The sequence below is a fragment of the Bacillus badius NBRC 15713 genome (assembly GCF_001591605.1).
GTDB classification, from domain to species: domain Bacteria; phylum Bacillota; class Bacilli; order Bacillales; family Domibacillaceae; genus Pseudobacillus; species Pseudobacillus badius.
Window position 1 is genome coordinate 15,396 of sequence record NZ_BCVF01000013.1, and the last position, 20,811, is coordinate 36,206.

The following is a 20,811-nucleotide window of genomic DNA, read 5'->3' on the forward strand; positions in this document are numbered from 1 at the left end:
ATTCCTCCTGTAAAAAAATATGGATCCGTTTTCATTATACGTATTTTTCTGATTTTATACAAAAATTTCCGCTCAATAGCCTTGCTGCTGCCGTTCATAGTTAACTTCATTTTTGGCGACGTATGCCTTTTCCACCTCTTCTGCGGAAAACCCTAACAGCCGGCCCAGAGCAAAATAATCATTCAGCATTCTGCTATATGCTTCCGCTGACTTTTCCTTCTTAAATAACTGGACAGCTTCATATACAAGAAGAAACTGCTCTGTAATGGAAGCGCTCGGATCTTCTTCTGTGACATCCGCTTCTTCTTCTAAAGAACACGTCAATCCAAGTGATAAAATAAAATGGACGCCATCCACAAATTCTTCCAAGATCACTTGGCGCTCACTTGGCTTTTTTAAGCTCCAAAATTTAAAGCAGCGCGTTTCATTAGCTAATTCTCCAATTTCAACAAGCAGGGCAAGTACTTTTTTATCAAACAAGTCAGCCTCCTGCAAGCCATGTTCTGTCTCAATATATTGATCGAGTGCCCGCTGCATGCGAAACAGCTTTGATACGTTCATTTCCATTCCTCCATTCATGAAAAGTAAACAAGTACACTAAGGTCAATGACCGCTAAGATGGGCATGCCGTATTTAAATGCCGGGTGCTTCGTCTTATGGCGATGCGTTTGCATAGCTACCCAGCTGCCTGCCGCACCGCCCATGAGAGCTAAGAGCCAAAGCGTGCTCTCACGCGTCCGCCATTTTCCCTGCTTGGCCTTGCGCTTGTCATTTCCCATTACGATATAGCTGATTAAGTTAATAAACACAAAATACATAAGCACGCCATTCACTCCCCTTTGTTAGTGTAGCAAAAAAGCCGGAAGATAGTGAGAGACAAATGTCTTTTTACGCTGTAATGTTTTCCTGCAATCTCCCGTGTTCATATAGCGCATAACCCGTCAGGAAAAGCAAATAATAGAACAAACTATATATGGAAGCAGGTGAAGGACTATGCCGCGCGAAAGAGAAAACATCCAAACGAATAATGGGGACCCGCACTTTGACGGGAAATACGAAGGAGTGATTGCTGTTCCTGAGGGGACAGAGCAAATGGGCATCCGGATAGACCGCAAGCAGTCAGAAAGTGCGTATGATGTGACTAAATTAAAGATAGATCCTGCCCTCCAAAGATTTCAACAGTTTTTTAAAGGAAGCAAGCCAAAGTAAATAATATGAAAAAAGACTGCCGGCAGCAGTCTTTTTTTAGCTTGTTCAGCTCTCAACCTGAAACTTCACACCACTCCAATATGGTTAGTGCAATCACTTCCGCACAGGCAATCATTTTATCCAGCTCAATATACTCATTTGGATAATGTGCCATGCCAGTAATGCCCGGACCAAATACTATAGAAGGCACTTCGCCAACTTTATTTAACAACCCTCCGTCTGTTCCCCATGGGGAGGCTTCTACCATCGGCTCACATTTCATTACTTGACGGAATTTGCTAATAATCTGATTCATTAAGAGGTGCTCGGGATCGATCGTTCCTGGCACCCACTGCGCTCCGAACCATTCTAATTGAGGAGGCTCGCTAAACCAATCATCAAGGTGCGAAAGATGATTCAAAGCCTCCTCCATTTCTTTCTTTGCTTGCTCCATATTTTCCTCCGGTGCTACTCCCATTCGCCCTTGCAATTCTACTTGATCAGGTACAGAAGAAGGCCAGTCTCCTCCTTGAATGACCCCTATATTAATAGGAATGGGGATAGGGATATTCTGGTAAAGAGGATCGGTTACTCTTTCATTTCTTTTTTTCTCCAGCCTCTGAATTTCTTCAATCACAATCATGCTTTTTTCGATCGCACTTATACCTTCATACCTAGTTCCCCCATGAGCAGACCGGCCTTTTACTCGAATCTTAAACCACATAGATCCTTGCTGCTTCGGAAAAATTTTCATGTCAGTCGGTTCAGGAATAATTGCTGCATCTGCCCGGTAGCCGCGCAAGATGGCAGATAGCGTACCGCCACCGCCGCTCTCTTCTTCGATGACGCTTTGAAAAATAACATCTCCTTTTAATTTAATGCCCAACTTCTTCAAGCACTCGATGGCGAACAACAGAGAAGCATTCCCTCCCTTCATGTCAGTTACTCCCCTGCCATACATTTTTCCACCTGTCACCTTGCCGCTGAATGGATCATGAAGCCATTGCGTTTCATCGCCCGCTGGCACGACGTCAATATGGCCATTAAGGATTAATGATTTTCCGCCGCCGGTTCCTCGCCATACCCCTACAACATTAGGACTTCCAGCAAAGTCCGTGCGAGTCGCACAGAAATAAGGATGCTTAATAAACTCTTCTCCACCAGGCTCCCAAATATCAACCTCTAACCCCATTTGTTTTAACTTATTAGCTACCTTTTCCTGAGCTCCGATTTCTTTTCCTTGAATACTCGGCTCTTGTACAATCTCTTTTAAAAAATCAATCGCTTGCTGCTGATTAGCATGCATCCACTCTTTGACAACCCGTTCCATAGTCACTCTCCCCCTGTCAGGTCAATTATTGTACAGCTTAAATCCAGACAATAGAACGTTAAGAAAAATGCAGCTCGGCTTCTGTACTCGAAATGACTTCCTCCATAGTGTATGGAGCCAAAATTCTCCGAACATGAAGTTCATTGTTGATTACATCAATAATCGCCCGTTCGGTAATAATGACGTCTACACAAGATGGAGCCGTCAGCGGCAAGGTGCATTTCTTAACAATTTTGGCCTCTCCTGATTTATTGGTATGATTCATTAAAACAATTACTTTTTTCGACTTTTGAGCCAAATCAATTGCTCCACCCATTCCCGGAACCCGTTTTCCCGGTACAATCCAATTAGCAAGATCTCCTGCTTCACTGACTTGGAGCGCCCCTAAAATAGTGACATCCAAATAACCGCGGCGAATAATTCCAAAGGCCATCGTGCTATCAAAAAAAGAAGCCCCAGGGACAGCGGTTACTGGAAACCCGCCAGCATCACATAAGTTTTCATCTTCCCCTCCTTTGATCGGATAAGGGCCTGTTCCTAAGATTCCATTTTCAGCATGGAACATCACATTATAATGTTCAGGTACAAAACCGGCGACAAGTGTAGGCATGCCAATCCCAAGATTCACATGCATGCCAGGCTTAATTTCTTTAGCAGCCCATTCAGCAATGACTCGACGATAATCTACTCCCACATCCACTGCCAGTTCACCCCTTCACTTTGTACGATGTAATCGACGAATACACCCGGTGTTACAATGTTTTCTGGATCCAGTTCGCCATTCGGCACAATTTGTTCTGCTTCTACAATGGTGACATCCGCCGCCATGGCAACAAGCGGGTTAAAATTTCGTGCGCTCTTATCAAAAACTAAATTACCGTATTCATCAGCCTGCTTTGCATAAACAATTGCCACTTCAGCTGTAAGCGCTTCCTCAATTAAGTATGTTTTATTTTGTATCTCTACTTTTTCTCTGCCTTCTTCCGCCATGGTTCCAAGGCCGACATCCACCAAAATACCGCCAAGCCCCATGCCGCCGGCTCGGATTTTCTCTGCCAGCGTTCCTTGCGGAAAAAAAGTAACATCTAGTTTGTTTTCCGTCATCAATCTGCCGGCATTAGGGTTGGAACCGATATGAGAAGTAAGGAGTGAACGGGCGCGTCCTTCACTAATCAATCGGCCGATCCCAATGTTCGGAAAGCCAGCATCATTTCCAATTAAATCTAACTGACTAACCTTCATTTGCAATAATGCTTCAATGATACTTGGCGGGCTGCCTATCCCCCCAAAACCGCCATACATTAGGCTGGTTCCCCGCTTTATATGGGACAGCGCTTCTTTCAATGACACAACCTTAGATATCTGACGGACATGATTCATTCTCTATTACTCCCTTCTCAATCAGCTCTTCTGTCAATTGTCTAATCGTTTCATCCAGTATACTTAGTAAATGGTCGATCTCTCTTTCACTAATGACAAATGGAGGAGCAATAATAATAGCATCACCAGCCTGGCCGTTAACGGCTCCCGATGCATTATAAACAAGCAATCCGTTTTTCATAGCCTGATTAATCAATTGGTCTGTTATTTTTTCAGATAACGGAAACGGTGATTTTCCGACTCGGCTATTTTTAACGAATTCTATGCCATAAAGCAGGCCCTTGCCCCGAATATCTCCTATAATTGAATGCTTCTGTTTTAGCTGCTGCATGCCTCTTGATAAATATAACCCTCTCTCATTTACTTGGTTTAACAATTGCTGTTCGTCAATATAATTCATCACAGCAAGTGAAACAGCGGCAGACTGCGGATTGGCGCTATAAGTATGACCGGACATAATAGACTGCGAGCCTTCGCGGATCACCTCAATAATTCTGTCGCTTACAATAGCAGCAGCCATCGGTGTATAGCCTGCACTCATGCCCTTGCCCAGAGTCATTATGTCTGGAATCACTCCCCAATGGTCAATTCCAAACCTTTCGCCGGTTCGTCCATTTCCTGTCATCACCTCATCGGCAATAAATAATATGTCATTTCTCTCGCAAATTTCTTTAATCCGGTTGTAATATTGCGGCGGCGGCGTGACTGCCCCTCCCGCTGCCCCGATGATCGGTTCGGCAATGAATGCGGCAATATTCTCAGCTCCGATACGCTGAATTACTGTCTCCAATTGCTCAGCACAATGCAAACGGCAATCAGGATAGCTAAGGTTAAAAGGACAACGGTAGCAATAAGGAGGCTCCAAAACAGGCGCCGGTTCAAGTGTTGAAGCAAATCGCTTTCTCCGTGAAATATGTCCAGATAAGGATAAAGCCCCCAGCGTAATCCCGTGATAGCTCATCCAGCGTGACAGGATTTTATTTTTTCCTTTACAGCCTTTTTCTTGCCAGTACTGAATGGCAACTTTCATAGCTGTCTCATTTGCCTCCGATCCACTGTTGACAAAGAATACTTGATTTAAGTCTCCCGGTGTCCAGCTTGCAATTTTCTCTCCCAGCTGCTCTGCCGGTTCACTTGTGAATTGAGAACGATAAGTAAAAGAAACTTTGTGTGCCTGGTCGCACATTGCTTGGATTACCTCCCGTACGCCGTGGCCAATATTAGCTGTCACCGCTCCACTGCATCCATCCAGGTACGCTTTGCCGTTCACATCATATAAATAAACACCGCTGCCATGAGAAACAGTCGGATACACTTGATCTAAATACGGTTTGATAACGTTTGTTTGTAATTCCAATCTTTTCTCCCTCCTTATTTCCCTCTCTTATTTCCTCCATAATAACAAAGCAAGTTTTCTGAAAATATTATCAATATAAGAGGATTTTATAGTATAATTTTTGTACTTTATGTATAAGAAGGAGGTGATTTGGCGATGTCGATCACAGTGAAGGAAGCCCTTTCGCTTCCAGATTTTCAACAAATAAAGTTAATTGCCGGTGAAGCAGGCGCTCATCGGATCATTAAATGGGTAACCATTGTAGAGATTATTGAAGATGTCACCCGTGTCCAGGCAGGAGAGTTCCTGATTACAACCGGGTATGGCATGGAGGTAGAAGAGAACCGCCGCCGTTTGATTGATCAGTTGGCTAATCAGCGATTATCAGCTATCGCTGTTCACACAGGCTTTTACCTCAAAACCATCCATCCGGATTTAATCGACGCTGCCAATCGCTATGAACTTCCCTTAATAGAAATTCCCAAGCATCTTAATTTCTCTGATGTTACACAAACTTTGCTTGGACATATTGTTAATAAGAATTTCCAAAATATTCAAATCACTCAAAAAGTTCATCATGAACTTACTTCTCTTGTTCTAAGCAATAAAGGGCTTTCTGCTGTTTTGGCTACTTTATCCAAGCATATGGAGGCGGAGGTTTACTTGTATAATTCATTGCAGGGATGCTTTGAAGGAGAATACATCCCAGTTGAACTATCCGACTGGAAATTAGCTCCTCCGGCAAAACCTACATTGATTAATGACAGTCAATTCGTTTATCCGATTGCAACAGATCAGAATTATTATGGGTATTTAATGGTCGTTAAACATATTCCGCTAACCGAGCTAGATGACTTATTGCTTGAACAGGCCAGCATTGTATGTGCGCTTGAGTTTCTAAAACAAAAAACGGTACAGGAAGTGTTTCTTCGCCTGCAAGGAGACTTTTTTGATGAACTATTAGAACAACCAGAACTAGACCCAAAATATATCCAGGAACAATGTTATAAACTGAATTACGATTCATCAGGAGAATTCTTGATCATGCAATTACACAGCACGACAAGCGAAAGCGCTGTACTTACGTCTTTTATCAGGTATTGGAATATGACATGCAAAGTAAATATTCTCATACGGGAGAAATATCATTCTGTTATCCTCTTAATAAAACTGCCAGTAAATAAAGAAGAACGCTCGACTATGATTCAAACGATCGTTCAAGGCTGGAAAAATTATGCGAAGGAGCCTCTTTACATTGGAATAAGCGATGCCTTTCAAGGCCTTAATGACGTTTCCGTCCGTGCTCGTGAAGCAAAATATGCCTTACAGACAGCTTTATTAACAAAAAAACAGGTTTTATCCTATCGGGAAATTGGCGCCTATGAAGCTCTCTTTGAGATGAAAGAAATGAAAGTAGACTTATCCAAGTTTTATTCTAAGTGGCTTCAGCCCCTGCTGGCCTATGATGAAAAACATGAAAGCTATTTGCTCAATACATTGGAATGCTACTTACAAAACAAAACAAATATAAAGAATGCAGCAGCCGAACTCTTTATTCACCGCCATACATTAAAGTACCGTCTTGAAAAGATTGAAGAAAAAACGGGAAGAGACCTTCAGGATGCTCATAACTTAACACAATTTCACCTCGCTATAATGGCTTACCGGCTAGATCATTCCGATTCATCCCTCTTTTATTAAAGAGTCTTTTGCAGAGAGCCTGTCCTCTTTTACAGAGGACAGGCTCTTAAAAGTGAATAGAACCGTTCACAAAAATATTTTTATTAAAATATTCTGATTATACACAATGTATAGAAAATAATATTTTTTTTATCATTATTGCAGATAGGCACCAGAACTTCTGTCTATTATTATTACCTTATCAGAAAAGATAGAAGTTGATTTAGCAAGAGCAGACTTGTTTTCCCGCTGCTTCTCTTTATGAAAGCGTTCACACTATTATACTTAATTGATTGGAGGCTTTATATGATTTGTATAAAACAGCTGCATAAGTCTTTTGGTTCATTAGAAGTATTGAAAGGGATCGATTTAACAATCAACAAAAATCAGGTAGTTGTTCTATTAGGATCAAGCGGATCCGGTAAAAGCACCCTCCTGCGGTGCATCAACTTCCTGGAATTTTATGATCAGGGAGAAGTATGGATCAACAATAAAAAAATAGATTTTCATCAAACGGACTTAAACAAAGTAAGAGAAGAAGTCGGTATGGTTTTTCAGCATTTCAATCTCTTCCCTCACAAAACTGTGTTGGAGAACATCATAGAGGCTCCTATTTATGTGAAAAAGATGAAAAAACAAGAGGCTGAGCACACAGCTTTAGAACTGCTCGCTAAGGTAGGGTTGAAAGATAAAGCAGGTGAATATCCACATATGCTTTCAGGAGGCCAGAAGCAGCGGGTAGCTATAGCAAGAGCACTTGCCATGGAACCTAAAGTGATGTTATTTGATGAGCCAACTTCTGCTTTAGACCCGGAATTAGTCGGAGAAGTGCTGCAGGTAATGAAACAACTAGCAAGTGAGGGGATAACTATGGTAGTGGTGACCCATGAGATGGGGTTTGCCAAGGAAGTCGCTGATCAAGTTGTGTTTATGGATGAGGGAAAAATCCTTGAGCAGGCACCGCCCCATGTATTTTTTAACCAGCCAGAAAGCGAGAGATCAAAGAAATTTTTGCGGAGAGTATTATAATCATTCTTTTTATAATTAAATGGGGGGATAAAAAATGAAAAACTATCGAAATTATCTTATATGCTTATTTGTACTATCATTATCTTTATTCATAGCTGCCTGCGGTTCAAAAACAGAAAATCAGGACTCAGGCCAGGATAATGAACAAAAAACATTCCGCTACGCAATGAGTGGTCTGTACAAGCCATTTAACTTCAAAGAAGGCGGACAATTGGCCGGATTTGATGTAGAAATCGGCCAAGCATTAGCCAAAAAAATGAACATGAAGGCAGAGCCGGTAACAAACCCGTGGGAAACCATTATCCAAGGGCTCCAATCCAATAAGTATGACGCCATTTTAGGCAGCATGGCAGTCACTGAAGAACGGAAAAAAGCCGTCAGTTTTACCACTCCTTATTATCGTTCCGGCACACAAATATTTGTGGCGCAGGGCCATTCATCAATTAAATCTGCTAAAGATTTAAAAGGAAAGAAAATAGGGGTTGTAAAAGCCAGTCCTTATAAAGATCTTGCTGAAAAGTATACAGATCAGGTACAAGAATACGATAGTGATTTAACTGCTTTGCTCGACATTACAACGGGACGGTTAGATGCCGTCATTACCGATCAAATGGTCGGCTTCCGGGTCATGAAAGAGAAAACAATGAAGATCAAAGATGTTGGAAAGCCATTAACGTATGATGAAATGGCTATTGCAGTTAGAAAAGACGACAAAGAACTGGAGGATAAGTTAAATAAAGCCCTTGCAGAGATTATCGAGGACGGCACTTATGAAAAAATAAGCGACAAATGGTTTGGCCGGAATATTTATAAAAATGATTAGAGGTGTTCGATGTGATTGATATTTTTTTATCAACATATAAATTTTTTTTAGGAGCGACATGGTTAACCTTAAAATTAACTCTTACTTCTCTTTTTTTAGGAAGTTGCATCGGCATCATCTTTGCTTTCTTCCGGCTCTCAAAGAAAAAAGCGCTGAATTATTTGGCTACTATCTATATTAATGTCATTCGCGGCACGCCGCTCATTGTACAAATTGCCATTCTCTACTTCGGAATAGCGAATATCGTCACATTGTCTCCATTTTGGGCAGGCTCACTGGCACTTGCTATTCATAGTGGAGCCTATATTGCAGAAATCTTTCGCGGTTTAATTCAATCTATTGATAAGGGGCAAATGGAAGCTGCTCGCTCTCTTGGAATGCCCTACCATTTAGCTATGAGACGAATTGTATTGCCCCAAGCATTTAAGTTAGCTATCCCCCCGCTTGGAAATCAATTTATTATCGGCTTGAAAGATTCTTCACTTGTCGCTTATGTTGGCATGCAAGACCTATGGGGAGCTGCATTAAGTGAAGCTTCCTCCAACTTTCAACAAATGAATACCTATATTATAGTCGGCTTATATTATTTGGCGCTTGTGCTTATCCTTTCTTATTTAGTCGGCAAATTAGAGGCGAGATTAGAGGTAGATTCAAAAAATAGACCAAACCGGACTTTCAAAAATTTATTTCAATTTAAAACGGCCAGTTCATAAAAAGCAAAAAACTCCTGTTGCCATATTGAAACAGGAGTTTTTTGTCTAGAACGTCAGCAGCTATTCATATTTTCATAGATCACTGTCAATCCCATTCCGCCGGCCATACACAACGTGACCATTCCATATCTTTCCTGCGAGCCGATCATTTCATACATAAGACTGACCGTTAGCTTGGCACCCGTTGCCCCAACTGGGTGACCTAGAGCAATAGCACCGCCGTTTACATTTACGCGCTCAGGATGCATCTTCAATTCTTTCATGACTGCTAAAGCCTGTCCGGCAAAGGCTTCATTCAATTCAACTCGTCCAATGTCCTCTAACGACAGCCCTGCTTTTTCCAGCGCTTTTCTTGTTGCCGGCACAGGACCGATTCCCATGATGCCCGGATCAACCCCTGCACTAGCAAAAGCTTTAATTTTTACCATTGGCTCAAGCCCTTTCTCTATCGCTTTTTTGTGCGACATTAAAACGACAGCCGCTGCCCCGTCATTCATTGGGCAAGCGTTCCCCGCTGTAATGGTCCCTCCTTCTTCAAATACGGGACTTAATTGCGCAAACTTGGAAAAGCTAGCCTCTGGCCGCACCGATTCATCCTTTGCAAATATGAATGCTTTCTTTTTTCCTTTGACTTGCAGCGGGATGATTTCCTCTTGGAAGCGGTCCTCTTCGATCGCTTTCTTTGCCTTTTGATGGCTTCGAAAAGCAAAACTGTCTTGTTCCTCGCGGCTAATATTATATTTTCGGGCCAGCCTTTCAGCAGTTGCTCCCATATGCTCATTTTCTAACGAGCATGTTAAGCCGTCTGTTAACAAAGCATCCTCTATTTGTAAATGGCCAAACTTGCCTCCCCAACGATTTCTCAAAAGGTAAGGCACCTGGCTCATACTTTCTACTCCTCCGGCGATGACAATTTCCTCCTGCCCTGCCATGATTGCTAATGCCCCGCTTGTGATCGCCTTTAAACTGGAGCCGCAAGCCTTAATAATAACATGTGCTGGAATGCTCTCGGGAAAGCCGGCTTTTTGTGAAGCGATGCGGGCGGAGTTTAGCCCTCCTCCATGCACATATCCATGTCCAAAAATAATTTCATCCACTTCTTTCTTTTCAATGGGCACTTTTTTCATAACCCCTTCGAGAACTTGCTTTCCTAACTCTACTGCCGAAACCTCTTTTAATGATTTTCCAAATGCGCCAACCGCCGTACGTCCCCCTGCAACGATCACGACATCCTCCATATGATCCACTCCCCTCTGTCTACTTCCTTTAGTATACCGAGGGGGTCTCTTTGCTTTCTATTCTACATATACAACAAAAAGCAGGGAAATATATATACAGGATAGAGAATACCAGTACTCTGCTTTCTTTATCTGAGCCAATAAAAAAACAGACCCGTCAAAACGGATCTGTTTTTCAAACGATCTTATTTATTTAACTGAGCTTTAGCTGCTTCAGCCAATTGGTTGAATGCTGGTAAATCGTTAACAGCTAGATCAGCAAGCATTTTGCGGTTAACTTCGATGCCTGCAAGTTTTAAACCGTGCATTAAACGGCTGTAAGAAAGGCCATTCATGCGTGCAGCTGCGTTGATACGAGTGATCCAAAGCTTACGGAAGTCGCGCTTTTTCTGGCGACGGTCACGGTAAGCATATTGCAGGGATTTCATAACCTGCTGGTTGGCTACTTTATATAAACGGTGTTTAGCACCGAAAAAACCTTTTGCTAATTTAAGAACTTTTTTACGACGTCTGCGAGTTACTGTTCCGCCTTTTACGCGTGGCATAATATTTACCTCCTAAAATATAAGTGCTAATCTTACTTAAGATTGTCTAACATGTGACGAATGCGTTTGAAATCGCCTTTAGATACGAGAGTTCCTTTGCGGAGCTTACGTTTTTGTTTTGTAGATTTGTTAGCAAATAAGTGGCTAGTATAGCCATGAGAACGCTTCAGTTTACCAGAACCTGTTTTCTTAAAACGTTTCGCTGAGCCGCGGTGAGTTTTCATTTTTGGCATTTTGTATTCCTCCTCAAACTGGTTACTTTTCGTTTTTAGGTGCTAATACTAAGAACATACTGCGGCCGTCCATTTTCGGCTTCGTTTCCACAGTAGCTACTTCTTGACAAGCTTCAGCAAAACGATCGAGTACGCGTTGGCCGATTTCTTTATGAGTGATCGCGCGTCCTTTAAAGCGAATAGAAGCTTTCACCTTGTCGCCTTTTTCCAAAAACTTGATCGCATTGCGCAATTTTGTGTTAAAATCATGTTCCTCGATTGTCGGGCTGAGACGCACTTCTTTCAAGTTAATGATTTTTTGATTTTTACGCGCTTCTTTTTCTTTCTTCTGCTGTTCGAACTTAAACTTGCCGTAATCCATAATACGGGCAACCGGCGGTTTTGCATTCGGCGCAACAAGCACAAGATCAAGGTTAACGCGTCCGGCAATTTCGAGCGCTTCGTTCTTTGACTTAACACCAAGCTGCTCTCCATTTTGGTCGATCAGACGAACTTCACGGGAGCGAATCCCCTCGTTTACAAACATATCTTTGCTAATAATGAGCCACCTCCAAGGTTTTTAAGAATAAACGTTTCTATTCCGGAATACACAATATCGGCAATTGGTGTTTTCGCGCAATAAAAAATGCGGGTATGATCGCATACCCGCATTAAACAGCACAAACATGCTATTTATCATTACGTTCAAACCTGCCAACTGCCTGTGCGTCAATCAGGTGAGAAGCGGGTGCTTCTACTTCACACTGTATATTCTGTTCACCATAGCATTATATCATAACGAATATTCTTCGTCAACTCATCGAAAGCAATTCAACAGAAATAATTCTAACAAAATTTCTTCAAATAAGCAACACCTTTTTAAAAGTTATGCTTTTTTTGCTTCCTTTTTAATCATTTCCACAAAGTCTCCAAAAGCAACTGTTTCTGATTTTTGCTCTCCATATTTCCGGACGTTCACAGCATTCGTTTCAATTTCCTTATCGCCGACAACGAGCATATACGGCGTTTTTTGCATTTGTGCTTCACGGATTTTGTAACCGATCTTCTCATCACGGATGTCAAGCTCTACTCGAATGCCAGCTGCCTGCAGCTTTTCTTGCACTTCTTTCGCATAATCAAGATGAACGTCGACAGATACCGGAATCACTTGTACCTGTACCGGGGCAAGCCACGTTGGGAAAGCTCCCTTATATTCTTCGATTAAGAAAGCGACAAAACGCTCCATTGTAGAAACAACACCGCGGTGAATAACAACCGGACGATGCGGCTTGCCGTCTTCACCAATATAAGTTAAGTCAAATCTTTCCGGCAGCAAGAAGTCTAACTGGACGGTAGAGAGCGTTTCTTCTTTGCCCAGCGCTGTTTTCACTTGGACATCAAGCTTCGGACCGTAGAAGGCCGCTTCTCCCTCTGCTTCAAAGTAATCAAGCTCCATTTCATCCATTGCTTCCTTAAGCATGCTTTGCGCTTTGTTCCACATTTCATCGTCATCGTAATATTTCTCGGTATCTTCCGGATCACGGTAAGATAAGCGGAAGGAGTAATCATTCAAGTCAAAGTCTTTGTATACTTCCAAAATTAAATGGACCACCCGCTTGAATTCGTCTTTAATTTGATCCGGGCGGACGAAAACGTGTGCATCGTTCAATGTCATGCCGCGCACCCGCTGCAAGCCGGAGAGCGCTCCTGACATTTCATAGCGGTGCATCGTGCCAAGCTCTGCAATACGGATTGGCAGCTCGCGATAAGAGTGAATGCCGTTTTTATAAATCATCATATGATGCGGGCAGTTCATCGGACGCAGCACGAGCTGTTCGTTGTCCATATCCATTACCGGGAACATATTTTCTTGATAGTGATCCCAGTGGCCGCTCGTTTTATACAGCTCCACGCTTCCCATTACCGGCGTATATACATGGTGATAGCCTAGGCTTTCTTCCTTGTCGACAATGTAACGCTCAATAATGCGGCGGATCGTTGCCCCTTTCGGCAGCCACATCGGCAGGCCTTGACCAACCTTTTGCGAGTTCATGAACAGGTCAAGCTCTTTGCCGATTTTACGGTGATCGCGCTCTTTTGCTTCTTCAAGCATTTTCAAATGGTTGTCCAAGTCTTCTTTTTTGAAGAAGGCTGTACCATAAATACGCTGCAGCATTTTATTGTCACTATTGCCGCGCCAATACGCCCCCGCGATGCTCAGCAGCTTGAATTCCTTAATTTTGTTGGTGGATGGCACATGTACGCCGCGGCACAAATCAAAAAACTCGCCTTGTTCATAAATAGTTACTGTTTCATCTTCCGGAATCGCATCAATTAACTCAATTTTATACTCGTCACCGATCTTTTCGTATAATTCTTTCGCCTCATTGCGGCTTACTTCTTTGCGGACGACTTCTAAGTTTTCACCGATAATCTTTTTCATTTCTTTTTCGATTTTCGGCAAATCTTCTGGTGTAATGGATTCATCTAAATCGATGTCATAATAGAATCCGCCTTCGATGACCGGTCCAACACCCAGCTTGACTTTGTCCTGGCCGTACAGACGTTTAACCGCCTGAGCCATTAGGTGAGCCGTGCTATGGCGCAAGATTTCAAGCGCGTCTTCATGATCCGGCGTAACGATCTCCAGGCTGCCGCTTTTTTCGATCGGCGTGCGCAGATCAAGCAGCTGGCCATCCACTTTTCCAGCCAGCGCTTTCTTTCTTAAGCCCGGGCTGATGGACTGGGCAATTTCTTCTGTAGTTGTTCCTTTCGGAAATTCCTTGACTGATCCATCAGGAAAGGTAATATTCAGCATTTCAGACATTCTTAACACTCCTTAGTTTTTTGACAAAATAAAAAACCCCGTCCTTCAATAACGAAGGGACGAGGTTTAATTCGCGATTCCACCCTACTTTTCAACAAAAATGTTGAAATCTCCAGATCAGATAACGGCTGCTGCCGTCGGTCCATTACTGGCATTGCTGCGTTCACGGCCGAAGTTCAAAGGCGGTAAGCACAATCTTCGTGTTAGGAAAGTTTCAGCCTTGCTCTCCCTCTCTGGAAACCGTAAGAAAATGCTCATGTCCTTATCAACACTTGTGACACTATTTACATGTATGTCCGTATTATATGCCTTGACTATTTAAAAATCAATAGGCTCGCTCTTTATTTTCGCCGATTGATCCCCTTCATCTCAACAGGCACCGTCAAAAACTTGATCCGCTCCATTACCCGCTTCGCCTTCATCTCTTCCTTCTCGCCCCGCTGGGAATGAGCCAAATGATGCTGAAGTTCCTCATAGCTGAAATTAGAAGTGAAGAAAGTTGGCAGCCCCTCCAGCATGCGGAATTGCAAAATCGTTCCGAGAATCTCATCACGCATCCAGCTGGACATTGCTTCAGCACCAATATCGTCAATCATCAATACAGGCGCTTTCTTCACGACTTCAAGTTTTTCATTTAGGGATTGATCGTTGAGAGATTGTTTCATCTCACGGATAAACTCTGGAAAATAAACGATTAAGGACGAAATATTTACATTAGCCAGTTCATTAGCAATAGCCCCTAATAAATAAGATTTCCCAACCCCAAACGCACCGTGAATAAATAACCCTTTTGCTTCTCCGCCTTTAGCGTATTTCTGCGTAAAATGCTCTGCCAGCTCAATAGCCTGCCACCGGCCGGAATCCCCTAAATCAAGATTAGAAAAGTCGGCACTCAAAATATCTTTCGGGACATACAAACTGTTGATCAGCTTTTCATTTTTTCTTTGCTCATCATCGCGCACCTTCCGCGGGCAGCGATGGTAATCGATATCGATCCCTCCGCGCCGCCAGACCAGCTTCGGTTCAAATCCCTGCATCACATTGATGCATTCCCGTAAATTTGGGCACTTCTCGCAACCAAAGCTTTGCGTTTTATATTCATAGAGCTTCATCAGATTTTTATCAAGCACATCCGGCGTGATTTGCTGTTGATGCTCAAGCAAAAACGACCGAACAGCCGGATCGTTTAAAATTTCCTGGCGCGTTTGTTCATACCGGGTTTTAAAATCCGGTGATTTCGTCAGTTTATTTAACGTTTCATCTATTCGTTTCATGATTGTTTGTCACCTGCCTTTTTAATCGTCTGTTTTTCAGCCGCTCTTCCAGCTCTTTTCGCTTAGCTTCCAATTCCTCATTCGTTTCGGAAGGCGTCTCGACGGCCTGATCGTCCTCATGGAACCAGTCGGGCAGCTTCTCTGTACGGATCACTTTCTGTTTGGGACTTTGCTTGTTCTTGGCCCATTCCGTATATTGACGATGCTCTTTTTTAGCGAGTTCCATTGCTTCTGTGACAGTTTTTACTTTTTTGCGGGCCCAGTGGGAAGCAATTTTCTCCACATAGCTTTTTGTCAGCTTCATATCTGTTTTCAGCATGACGTATTCAATAAGCACATTTACGACGCCGGCCGGCAGTTTATATTGAAAGAGTACACCTTCAATTACCTGCATGTCCGCGCTTGATGGCTGGCTTCCGGAAATGTCAATCAATCTTTGGCGCGGCGATACGGTTTCTAAATAATGGATCAGTTCTTCCTCTTTTGTCGACGGTTCGCTTTGAATTGTACGGAGCGCTTCTGGCTGGGACAAATAAATCAGCTCAGGCAACTTTTCATTTCTCTCCAGCTGATACCAGTCACGAGCCGCTTTGCGCAGCACCTCGATGTCAATCTCATCTTTTTCGTCGACTGACGTAAGCAATAGGTTTTTCATTTCAAGCGGTTCTATTCCATATAAATGAGCGAGCTTTACGATCGTTTCCTTCACAGAAGGCGTGATAGCTGACTTCGATACCATTACGCCTTGAAGAGAGCTTTCCAGCAGGCTAAAATCAAATTGCTCCATTTTTAGCGGCACACCGGTCCTATCCGGCTGAGACATAAAGAGCTTGTCCTCTGAAAGCAGACTGCTTTCCATCACTTCACGGTCCATTGGCGGCGTGCCGGCAGAAAATACTTCCTGAAAATCTTTTGTAATCTCTGTATGGTCCTCTGTGCAGACAATATCATCTGAAAAAAACTCTTTTAATCTTAAAAAATGTGAACGGCCTATTTTTCGATACAGAAAAACGTTAAGCATGCCGTCATTAAAAAATTGTTCCGGCGTAAGAGGCGACTGCAGTTCATAAACAAATTCACGCAGTTCGCCATTTTTTCGAATAAACGTTTTTAATAAGCCAAGGGCCTCCAGCTTCAAACGGGCTTCATAAATATCCTGAAGGTTTTTATCCAGAAAATTCATCAAATGATAATGGTTAGCTGTCGCAGAGCGCAGCCGATTTTCTTCCACTTCCGCCCACAATGTCATATATAAGCTGAAGCATGTTGACCCAAGAAGCGGCTGGTACAAAAACGTTAAGATGCGCCGGTCTGTCTCGTGAAGAATGCCATTCAGACAAACGATGTACTCATCCACCGGCTGTATTTCGTTCCAATGTCTTTTCATGTTAACCATCTAACCTTTCAGTGTTGAAACTTCTAATGCTGACCGATGAAAAAAAGCTAGAGAACGGGTCGTTGCCTCCAGCTTGCTATTCTTCTTTCTTTATCAATTCTTTCAATTCATCTAAAAACACATTAATATCCTTAAACTGTCGATAGACAGAGGCAAAGCGCACATAGGCGACCTCATCAATAGCGGCCAGCCGGTCCATCACCATTTCGCCAACCTTCTCCGATTGGATTTCCGAAAAACCGCAGCTTCTAATTTCTTTCTCGACGTCCATTGTTAGTTTTTCAAGCTGTTCGAGCGACACAGGGCGCTTTTCACAGGCCTTGATTAACCCGCGCAACAGCTTTTCTCGATTAAATTCTTCTCTCGTGCCTTCTTTCTTAACGACAATCAGCGGAAGGTCCTCCACTTTTTCAAACGTCGTAAACCGATAAGCACAAGATTCACATTCGCGGCGCCTGCGGATGGAGCGTGCCTCGTCCACAGGCCTTGAATCAATTACACGGGTGCCATTATGCTGGCAGGCCGGACATTTCATTCTACCAACTCCGATTCTAAATTAATTACTCTCATCATATTAAAAAGAAGCAAAATGCACAAGGCACTATATCCCGTAAATAAATGAAAGAGGTGTATGCCTGCGCATACACCTCTTTTTATAACACACTTGCTTCTTGCTTCATTTGTACAGGGCCCATTCCCCGAGGCATTTCCATTTTTTCTTGTGTCTGTGCCTCCAGCGCCTCTGCAATGTAGTTGGCTGCAATATTCGGATCAAGATCCCCGCAAGTATATACATCAATGCTTGCGTAGCCATGCTCTGGAAAGCTGTGAATGGTTAAATGAGATTCAGAAATGATGACAACTCCACTTACGCCTTGAGGGGCGAATTTGTGAAACGCCACTTCCCGGATTTCAGCACCTGATTTCAATGCAGCATCCACAAAGATTTGTTCAATTGTTTCCATATCATTCAATTTTTCAAGATTGCAGCCCCAAAGTTCTGCAATTACGTGACGACCCATAGTATCCATGATCGCTTCCCCCTTTTACAATTTTTAGAATATTCGTTGTAAAAGTATAACCACCACGGGGGAAAGTTAGTCCGAAGAGGTCCTAACCCTTTAAGCGGTTATTTATTTCACGAAGATTAGTATACTGTGAACAGTTTCATTTTGCAATATCCCTTGAGACATTTTTCTTAAGGATTTTTCAGACGATTCTTCATACTATGAACGTATGGTTAATAAATGATATTTTTTTCCACAATATTGGAGCAAGCAAAGACAACGAGCGGTTGAAACGCCAGCCGTTTATTTTCCCGACACAAAACAAAGCCCCCAGAAAAGCGATCTGCGGGCTTTGTTTTATTTCTGGCGGATTACAAGCAATCCGCTGTCGGTAAATTAAGCAGTTACCTCAACTTTTTTTTTCATATTCTCAGCGACATAGCTGACAAGGTCTACGACACGGCAAGAATAGCCCCACTCGTTGTCATACCAAGCTAGAACTTTGACCTTTGTTCCTTCCATGACGATCGTTGACAAGCCGTCAATGATGGAGGAATGAGGGTTTGTATTAAAGTCAACAGATACTAATGGCTCTGTCGTAAATTCAATAATTCCTTTTAATGCACCTTGAGAAGCTTGAATAAATGCTTCATTTACTTCATCAACAGTTACTTCACGCTTTAAATCCACTACAAGGTCTACTAAAGAAACATTGGAAGTTGGAACGCGCAAAGCCATGCCATGAATTTTTCCTTTTAACTCAGGAAGCACAAGTGACAACGCTTTAGCTGCTCCTGTAGATGTCGGAATAATTGATTGAGCACATGCACGGGCACGGCGCAAATCTTTATGAGGGTTATCAATATTGTTTTGGTCATTTGTATAAGCATGAACAGTGGTCATCAAGCCGTTCTCAATGCCAAATGTATCGTTAAGCACTTTTGCTACCGGAGCCAGGCAGTTTGTTGTACAAGAAGCGTTGGAAATTACTTCATGCTTTTCGATATCTAAATCATCTTGGTTTACACCCATAACAATAGTAACATCTTCGTTTTTGCCTGGAGCTGTCAATACGACCTTTTGCGCCCCTGCTTCTAAATGAAGAGCCGCTTTCTCGCGAGCGTTGAATTTACCTGTTGCTTCGATAACAATCTCGATGCCAAGCTCTTTCCAAGGAAGCTCACGCGGATCACGGTTGTTCACTAATTGAACACGTTTGCCATTTACAATTAAAGCATTCTCTTCAATTTGAACATCTCCGTCAAATTTGCCATGGTTTGTGTCATACTTTATCAAATGAGCAAGCGTCTCCGCAGGATAGCTTGCGTTTACAGCAACAATATCAAACTTATCTTCTAAAATCGCTTTGCGGAAGACCATTCTTCCAATACGTCCAAATCCGTTAATTGCTACTTTCGCCTTCATAAACCGGCTCCTCCTATATAAATAAATGTTATACTTAATTGTTTTTTTATCTGCAATTAGTATAACATATTTATCTCTAAGTGGAAGCCCAAAAACCTCAAAATCATAAATTTAACTATTCAGAAAATAACACATTTGTTCTCCTAGTTTTGGCTGTTAAAATACACGCTTGTTGCAATAAGAGAAAGGTTATGAGCTACCCAGATGCCTGTCATCAAAAAAAACGAAAAAGAAATCCCGTCATAAATAATAATAATAGCCCAGGCAACCAGAAGAATAACTGACGTAGCATTCCAAGCAGCCGCTTTAGCCCGCGAAGCCACATGCTGCTGCCGCTCATCAAACCACCTCTTTTTCTTTCCAATAGACCGGTTAATAAAATAAACGATGACCGCTACCAAAATACCGCCTAGTAAACCTGATAGGACGGTTAAAGCATTTGCCACTGTTTCATTCAATATTCTCATCTCCTTCAAAAATAAATAAATCTTCAATCGAACAATTAAACACTTGAGCAAGCTTATGAGCTAAAACGAGAGAAGGATTATACTTTCCTTTCTCAAGAGAAATGACCGTTTGCCTCGATACATGCAGCTTTTTCGATAGCTCCTCCTGGGTAATGCCGCTCTCTGTCCGCTTCTGGCGAATGTTATTTTTCATTTGCCCTCCTTAATCCAATAGTAAAGTTAACTTTACGTAAAGTATACTTTACACGAACGACCTATGTCAAGTTAACTTTACAAGTATCCACTCAATAAAATGACTAATAAAAAAACCCGTCCATGCAGGACAGGTTAAGGGGTTAATTGCCACTCTTCAATGACACGCAAGAGCTGTTCTTTCGTTTGTTCAATCGTTCCGTTATTATTAATCACCGCATCCGCTCTTTTTGCTTTTTCTGCCAGCGGAAGCTGGGAAGCGATGCGTGCTTTTGCTGCCTCCGTGCTTAAGCTGTTGCGGGCAATCAGCCTGGCCAGCTGGGTGGTCTCATCTGTATAAACAACAATTACCTTTTCCACCATCCATGTCAGTTCACTTTCATATAGGAGCGGAATATCCATAATCACTGTTTGCTTGCCCGCTGCCATTGCCGCGTCTTTTTCCGCAAGCATAAACTGGCGTACAGCTGGATGAACAATGCTATTTAGCTTTTTCCGGTGCTCTTCGTTATGAAAAATAAGGTCTCCCAGGCGGCCGCGGTCAAGCGAGCCATCCGGCAGCAGCATCTCTTGTCCAAATGCTTCTGCAATTTGGGCAAGAGCGGGGCGCCCCGGCTCTACTACTGCCCGGGCTGCCACATCCGCGTCTACAATTGTATAGCCCATCTCCTGCAGCAAGCGGCTGACGGTGCTTTTCCCGCTTGCAATTCCCCCAGTTAATCCGATAATAACTGCCACTATTTCCCCTC

24 protein-coding genes and 2 other annotated features are annotated in these 20,811 nt (G+C 42.7%); of the genes, 5 read left to right on the forward strand and 19 right to left on the reverse strand.

Going from position 1 to position 20,811, the window contains the following annotated elements:
* Positions 1 to 72: 72 nt before the first annotated feature.
* The gene (locus tag BBA02S_RS08535) at positions 73 to 561 is read right to left on the reverse strand and encodes a dUTP diphosphatase (protein WP_041097685.1); all 489 of its coding nucleotides are present in this window, start codon (positions 559 to 561) and stop codon (positions 73 to 75) included.
* 14 nt (positions 562 to 575) lie between these two features.
* Complete coding sequence (locus tag BBA02S_RS08540; protein WP_041098268.1) at positions 576 to 818, reverse strand: DUF1294 domain-containing protein; 243 nt, start codon at positions 816 to 818, stop codon at positions 576 to 578.
* Positions 819 to 993: 175 nt separating this feature from the next.
* Here BBA02S_RS08540 and BBA02S_RS08545 point away from each other — a divergent pair, with 175 nt between their 5' ends.
* Positions 994 to 1,209 carry a hypothetical protein gene (locus BBA02S_RS08545; protein ID WP_041113990.1) on the forward strand — a complete coding sequence of 72 codons (216 nt, stop codon included), beginning with the start codon at positions 994 to 996 and terminating at the stop codon, positions 1,207 to 1,209.
* 52 nt (positions 1,210 to 1,261) lie between these two features.
* Here BBA02S_RS08545 and BBA02S_RS08550 read toward each other — a convergent pair whose 3' ends face one another.
* From BBA02S_RS08550 to BBA02S_RS08565, 4 genes are read right to left on the reverse strand one after another with little or no spacing between them, the layout of a single operon-like run.
* The gene (locus BBA02S_RS08550; RefSeq protein ID WP_041113991.1) at positions 1,262 to 2,518 is read right to left on the reverse strand and encodes a peptidase; all 1,257 of its coding nucleotides are present in this window, start codon (positions 2,516 to 2,518) and stop codon (positions 1,262 to 1,264) included.
* Between the two features lie 58 nt (positions 2,519 to 2,576).
* Positions 2,577 to 3,218: a 3-oxoacid CoA-transferase subunit B gene (locus BBA02S_RS08555; protein ID WP_041113992.1), complete on the reverse strand. Its 642-nt coding sequence runs from the start codon at positions 3,216 to 3,218 to the stop codon at positions 2,577 to 2,579.
* A complete protein-coding gene (locus tag BBA02S_RS08560) occupies positions 3,203 to 3,898 on the reverse strand; it encodes a CoA transferase subunit A (protein WP_041113993.1) in 696 nt (231 codons plus the stop codon). The genes BBA02S_RS08555 and BBA02S_RS08560 overlap by 16 nt, the downstream gene beginning before the upstream one ends.
* Positions 3,873 to 5,255: an aspartate aminotransferase family protein gene (locus BBA02S_RS08565; RefSeq protein ID WP_041113994.1), complete on the reverse strand. Its 1,383-nt coding sequence runs from the start codon at positions 5,253 to 5,255 to the stop codon at positions 3,873 to 3,875. The genes BBA02S_RS08560 and BBA02S_RS08565 overlap by 26 nt, the downstream gene beginning before the upstream one ends.
* 135 nt (positions 5,256 to 5,390) lie before the next feature.
* On the opposite strand from BBA02S_RS08565, the gene BBA02S_RS08570 reads away from it, so the two are divergent.
* From BBA02S_RS08570 to BBA02S_RS08585, 4 genes are all read left to right on the forward strand, one after another.
* Positions 5,391 to 6,935 carry a PucR family transcriptional regulator gene (locus BBA02S_RS08570; protein ID WP_041113995.1) on the forward strand — a complete coding sequence of 515 codons (1,545 nt, stop codon included), beginning with the start codon at positions 5,391 to 5,393 and terminating at the stop codon, positions 6,933 to 6,935.
* A 285-nt stretch (positions 6,936 to 7,220) separates the two neighbouring features.
* Entirely contained in the window at positions 7,221 to 7,943 is a 723-nt protein-coding gene (locus BBA02S_RS08575; RefSeq protein WP_041097699.1) for an amino acid ABC transporter ATP-binding protein, read from the forward strand.
* Positions 7,944 to 7,977: 34 nt separating this feature from the next.
* Positions 7,978 to 8,766, forward strand: a complete 789-nt coding sequence (locus BBA02S_RS08580) for an ABC transporter substrate-binding protein (protein WP_041113996.1) — start codon at positions 7,978 to 7,980, stop codon at positions 8,764 to 8,766.
* A gap of 11 nt (positions 8,767 to 8,777) precedes the next feature.
* On the forward strand, positions 8,778 to 9,479 hold the full coding sequence (locus BBA02S_RS08585) for an amino acid ABC transporter permease (protein WP_041097701.1): 702 nt from the start codon (positions 8,778 to 8,780) through the stop codon (positions 9,477 to 9,479).
* Between the two features lie 53 nt (positions 9,480 to 9,532).
* Here BBA02S_RS08585 and BBA02S_RS08590 read toward each other — a convergent pair whose 3' ends face one another.
* The 13 genes from BBA02S_RS08590 to coaE all read right to left on the reverse strand — a co-directional run bounded on the left by BBA02S_RS08590 (position 9,533) and on the right by coaE (position 20,800).
* Positions 9,533 to 10,717 carry a thiolase family protein gene (locus BBA02S_RS08590; RefSeq protein WP_041113997.1) on the reverse strand — a complete coding sequence of 395 codons (1,185 nt, stop codon included), beginning with the start codon at positions 10,715 to 10,717 and terminating at the stop codon, positions 9,533 to 9,535.
* A 185-nt stretch (positions 10,718 to 10,902) separates the two neighbouring features.
* The gene (gene rplT / locus BBA02S_RS08595) at positions 10,903 to 11,262 is read right to left on the reverse strand and encodes a 50S ribosomal protein L20 (RefSeq protein WP_041097705.1); all 360 of its coding nucleotides are present in this window, start codon (positions 11,260 to 11,262) and stop codon (positions 10,903 to 10,905) included.
* A 32-nt stretch (positions 11,263 to 11,294) separates the two neighbouring features.
* Complete coding sequence (rpmI, locus tag BBA02S_RS08600; protein WP_041097707.1) at positions 11,295 to 11,495, reverse strand: 50S ribosomal protein L35; 201 nt, start codon at positions 11,493 to 11,495, stop codon at positions 11,295 to 11,297.
* A 22-nt stretch (positions 11,496 to 11,517) separates the two neighbouring features.
* Positions 11,518 to 12,036, reverse strand: a complete 519-nt coding sequence (infC, locus tag BBA02S_RS08605) for a translation initiation factor IF-3 (RefSeq protein WP_082028145.1) — start codon at positions 12,034 to 12,036, stop codon at positions 11,518 to 11,520.
* 72 nt (positions 12,037 to 12,108) lie between these two features.
* Positions 12,109 to 12,240: a sequence feature (ribosomal protein L20 leader region), on the reverse strand.
* A 120-nt stretch (positions 12,241 to 12,360) separates the two neighbouring features.
* Positions 12,361 to 14,301 carry a threonine--tRNA ligase gene (gene thrS, locus BBA02S_RS08610; protein ID WP_041113998.1) on the reverse strand — a complete coding sequence of 647 codons (1,941 nt, stop codon included), beginning with the start codon at positions 14,299 to 14,301 and terminating at the stop codon, positions 12,361 to 12,363.
* 52 nt (positions 14,302 to 14,353) lie between these two features.
* Positions 14,354 to 14,579, reverse strand: a binding site (T-box leader).
* Positions 14,580 to 14,642: 63 nt separating this feature from the next.
* Entirely contained in the window at positions 14,643 to 15,575 is a 933-nt protein-coding gene (gene dnaI, locus BBA02S_RS08615) for a primosomal protein DnaI (RefSeq protein WP_170808512.1), read from the reverse strand.
* On the reverse strand, positions 15,559 to 16,962 hold the full coding sequence (locus tag BBA02S_RS08620; RefSeq protein ID WP_041114000.1) for a replication initiation and membrane attachment family protein: 1,404 nt from the start codon (positions 16,960 to 16,962) through the stop codon (positions 15,559 to 15,561). Before BBA02S_RS08620 ends, dnaI begins: the two co-directional genes overlap by 17 nt.
* Before the next feature lie 85 nt (positions 16,963 to 17,047).
* A complete protein-coding gene (gene nrdR / locus BBA02S_RS08625; protein ID WP_041097719.1) occupies positions 17,048 to 17,506 on the reverse strand; it encodes a transcriptional regulator NrdR in 459 nt (152 codons plus the stop codon).
* A 118-nt stretch (positions 17,507 to 17,624) separates the two neighbouring features.
* Positions 17,625 to 18,002 carry an adenosylmethionine decarboxylase gene (gene speD / locus BBA02S_RS08630; protein ID WP_041097721.1) on the reverse strand — a complete coding sequence of 126 codons (378 nt, stop codon included), beginning with the start codon at positions 18,000 to 18,002 and terminating at the stop codon, positions 17,625 to 17,627.
* 372 nt (positions 18,003 to 18,374) lie between these two features.
* A complete protein-coding gene (locus tag BBA02S_RS08635) occupies positions 18,375 to 19,403 on the reverse strand; it encodes a glyceraldehyde-3-phosphate dehydrogenase (RefSeq protein WP_041097723.1) in 1,029 nt (342 codons plus the stop codon).
* A 143-nt stretch (positions 19,404 to 19,546) separates the two neighbouring features.
* Positions 19,547 to 19,861: a hypothetical protein gene (locus BBA02S_RS08640; protein ID WP_041114001.1), complete on the reverse strand. Its 315-nt coding sequence runs from the start codon at positions 19,859 to 19,861 to the stop codon at positions 19,547 to 19,549.
* Positions 19,854 to 20,063 (reverse strand): helix-turn-helix transcriptional regulator, encoded by a 210-nt coding sequence (locus BBA02S_RS08645; RefSeq protein ID WP_041097727.1) that lies wholly within the window; start codon positions 20,061 to 20,063, stop codon positions 19,854 to 19,856. Before BBA02S_RS08645 ends, BBA02S_RS08640 begins: the two co-directional genes overlap by 8 nt.
* Positions 20,064 to 20,197: 134 nt before the next feature.
* Positions 20,198 to 20,800, reverse strand: a complete 603-nt coding sequence (gene coaE / locus BBA02S_RS08650) for a dephospho-CoA kinase (protein ID WP_041097729.1) — start codon at positions 20,798 to 20,800, stop codon at positions 20,198 to 20,200.
* Positions 20,801 to 20,811 lie beyond the last annotated feature (11 nt).

Bases quoted from the DNA above. Each gene is read 5' to 3' on its own strand.
- BBA02S_RS08535 (WP_041097685.1), bottom strand. From the start codon at position 561: ATGAACGTATCAAAGCTGTTTCGCATGCAGCGGGCACTCGATCAATAT.
- BBA02S_RS08540 (WP_041098268.1), bottom strand. From the start codon at position 818: ATGTATTTTGTGTTTATTAACTTAATCAGCTATATCGTAATGGGAAAT.
- BBA02S_RS08545 (WP_041113990.1), top strand. From the start codon at position 994: ATGCCGCGCGAAAGAGAAAACATCCAAACGAATAATGGGGACCCGCAC.
- BBA02S_RS08550 (WP_041113991.1), bottom strand. From the start codon at position 2,518: ATGGAACGGGTTGTCAAAGAGTGGATGCATGCTAATCAGCAGCAAGCG.
- BBA02S_RS08560 (WP_041113993.1), bottom strand. From the start codon at position 3,898: ATGAATCATGTCCGTCAGATATCTAAGGTTGTGTCATTGAAAGAAGCG.
- BBA02S_RS08570 (WP_041113995.1), top strand. From the start codon at position 5,391: ATGTCGATCACAGTGAAGGAAGCCCTTTCGCTTCCAGATTTTCAACAA.
- BBA02S_RS08575 (WP_041097699.1), top strand. From the start codon at position 7,221: ATGATTTGTATAAAACAGCTGCATAAGTCTTTTGGTTCATTAGAAGTA.
- BBA02S_RS08580 (WP_041113996.1), top strand. From the start codon at position 7,978: ATGAAAAACTATCGAAATTATCTTATATGCTTATTTGTACTATCATTA.
- BBA02S_RS08590 (WP_041113997.1), bottom strand. From the start codon at position 10,717: ATGGAGGATGTCGTGATCGTTGCAGGGGGACGTACGGCGGTTGGCGCA.
- rplT (WP_041097705.1), bottom strand. From the start codon at position 11,262: ATGCCACGCGTAAAAGGCGGAACAGTAACTCGCAGACGTCGTAAAAAA.
- rpmI (WP_041097707.1), bottom strand. From the start codon at position 11,495: ATGCCAAAAATGAAAACTCACCGCGGCTCAGCGAAACGTTTTAAGAAA.
- thrS (WP_041113998.1), bottom strand. From the start codon at position 14,301: ATGTCTGAAATGCTGAATATTACCTTTCCTGATGGATCAGTCAAGGAA.
- dnaI (WP_170808512.1), bottom strand. From the start codon at position 15,575: ATGAAACGAATAGATGAAACGTTAAATAAACTGACGAAATCACCGGAT.
- BBA02S_RS08620 (WP_041114000.1), bottom strand. From the start codon at position 16,962: ATGAAAAGACATTGGAACGAAATACAGCCGGTGGATGAGTACATCGTT.
- nrdR (WP_041097719.1), bottom strand. From the start codon at position 17,506: ATGAAATGTCCGGCCTGCCAGCATAATGGCACCCGTGTAATTGATTCA.
- speD (WP_041097721.1), bottom strand. From the start codon at position 18,002: ATGGATACTATGGGTCGTCACGTAATTGCAGAACTTTGGGGCTGCAAT.
- BBA02S_RS08635 (WP_041097723.1), bottom strand. From the start codon at position 19,403: ATGAAGGCGAAAGTAGCAATTAACGGATTTGGACGTATTGGAAGAATG.
- BBA02S_RS08645 (WP_041097727.1), bottom strand. From the start codon at position 20,063: ATGAAAAATAACATTCGCCAGAAGCGGACAGAGAGCGGCATTACCCAG.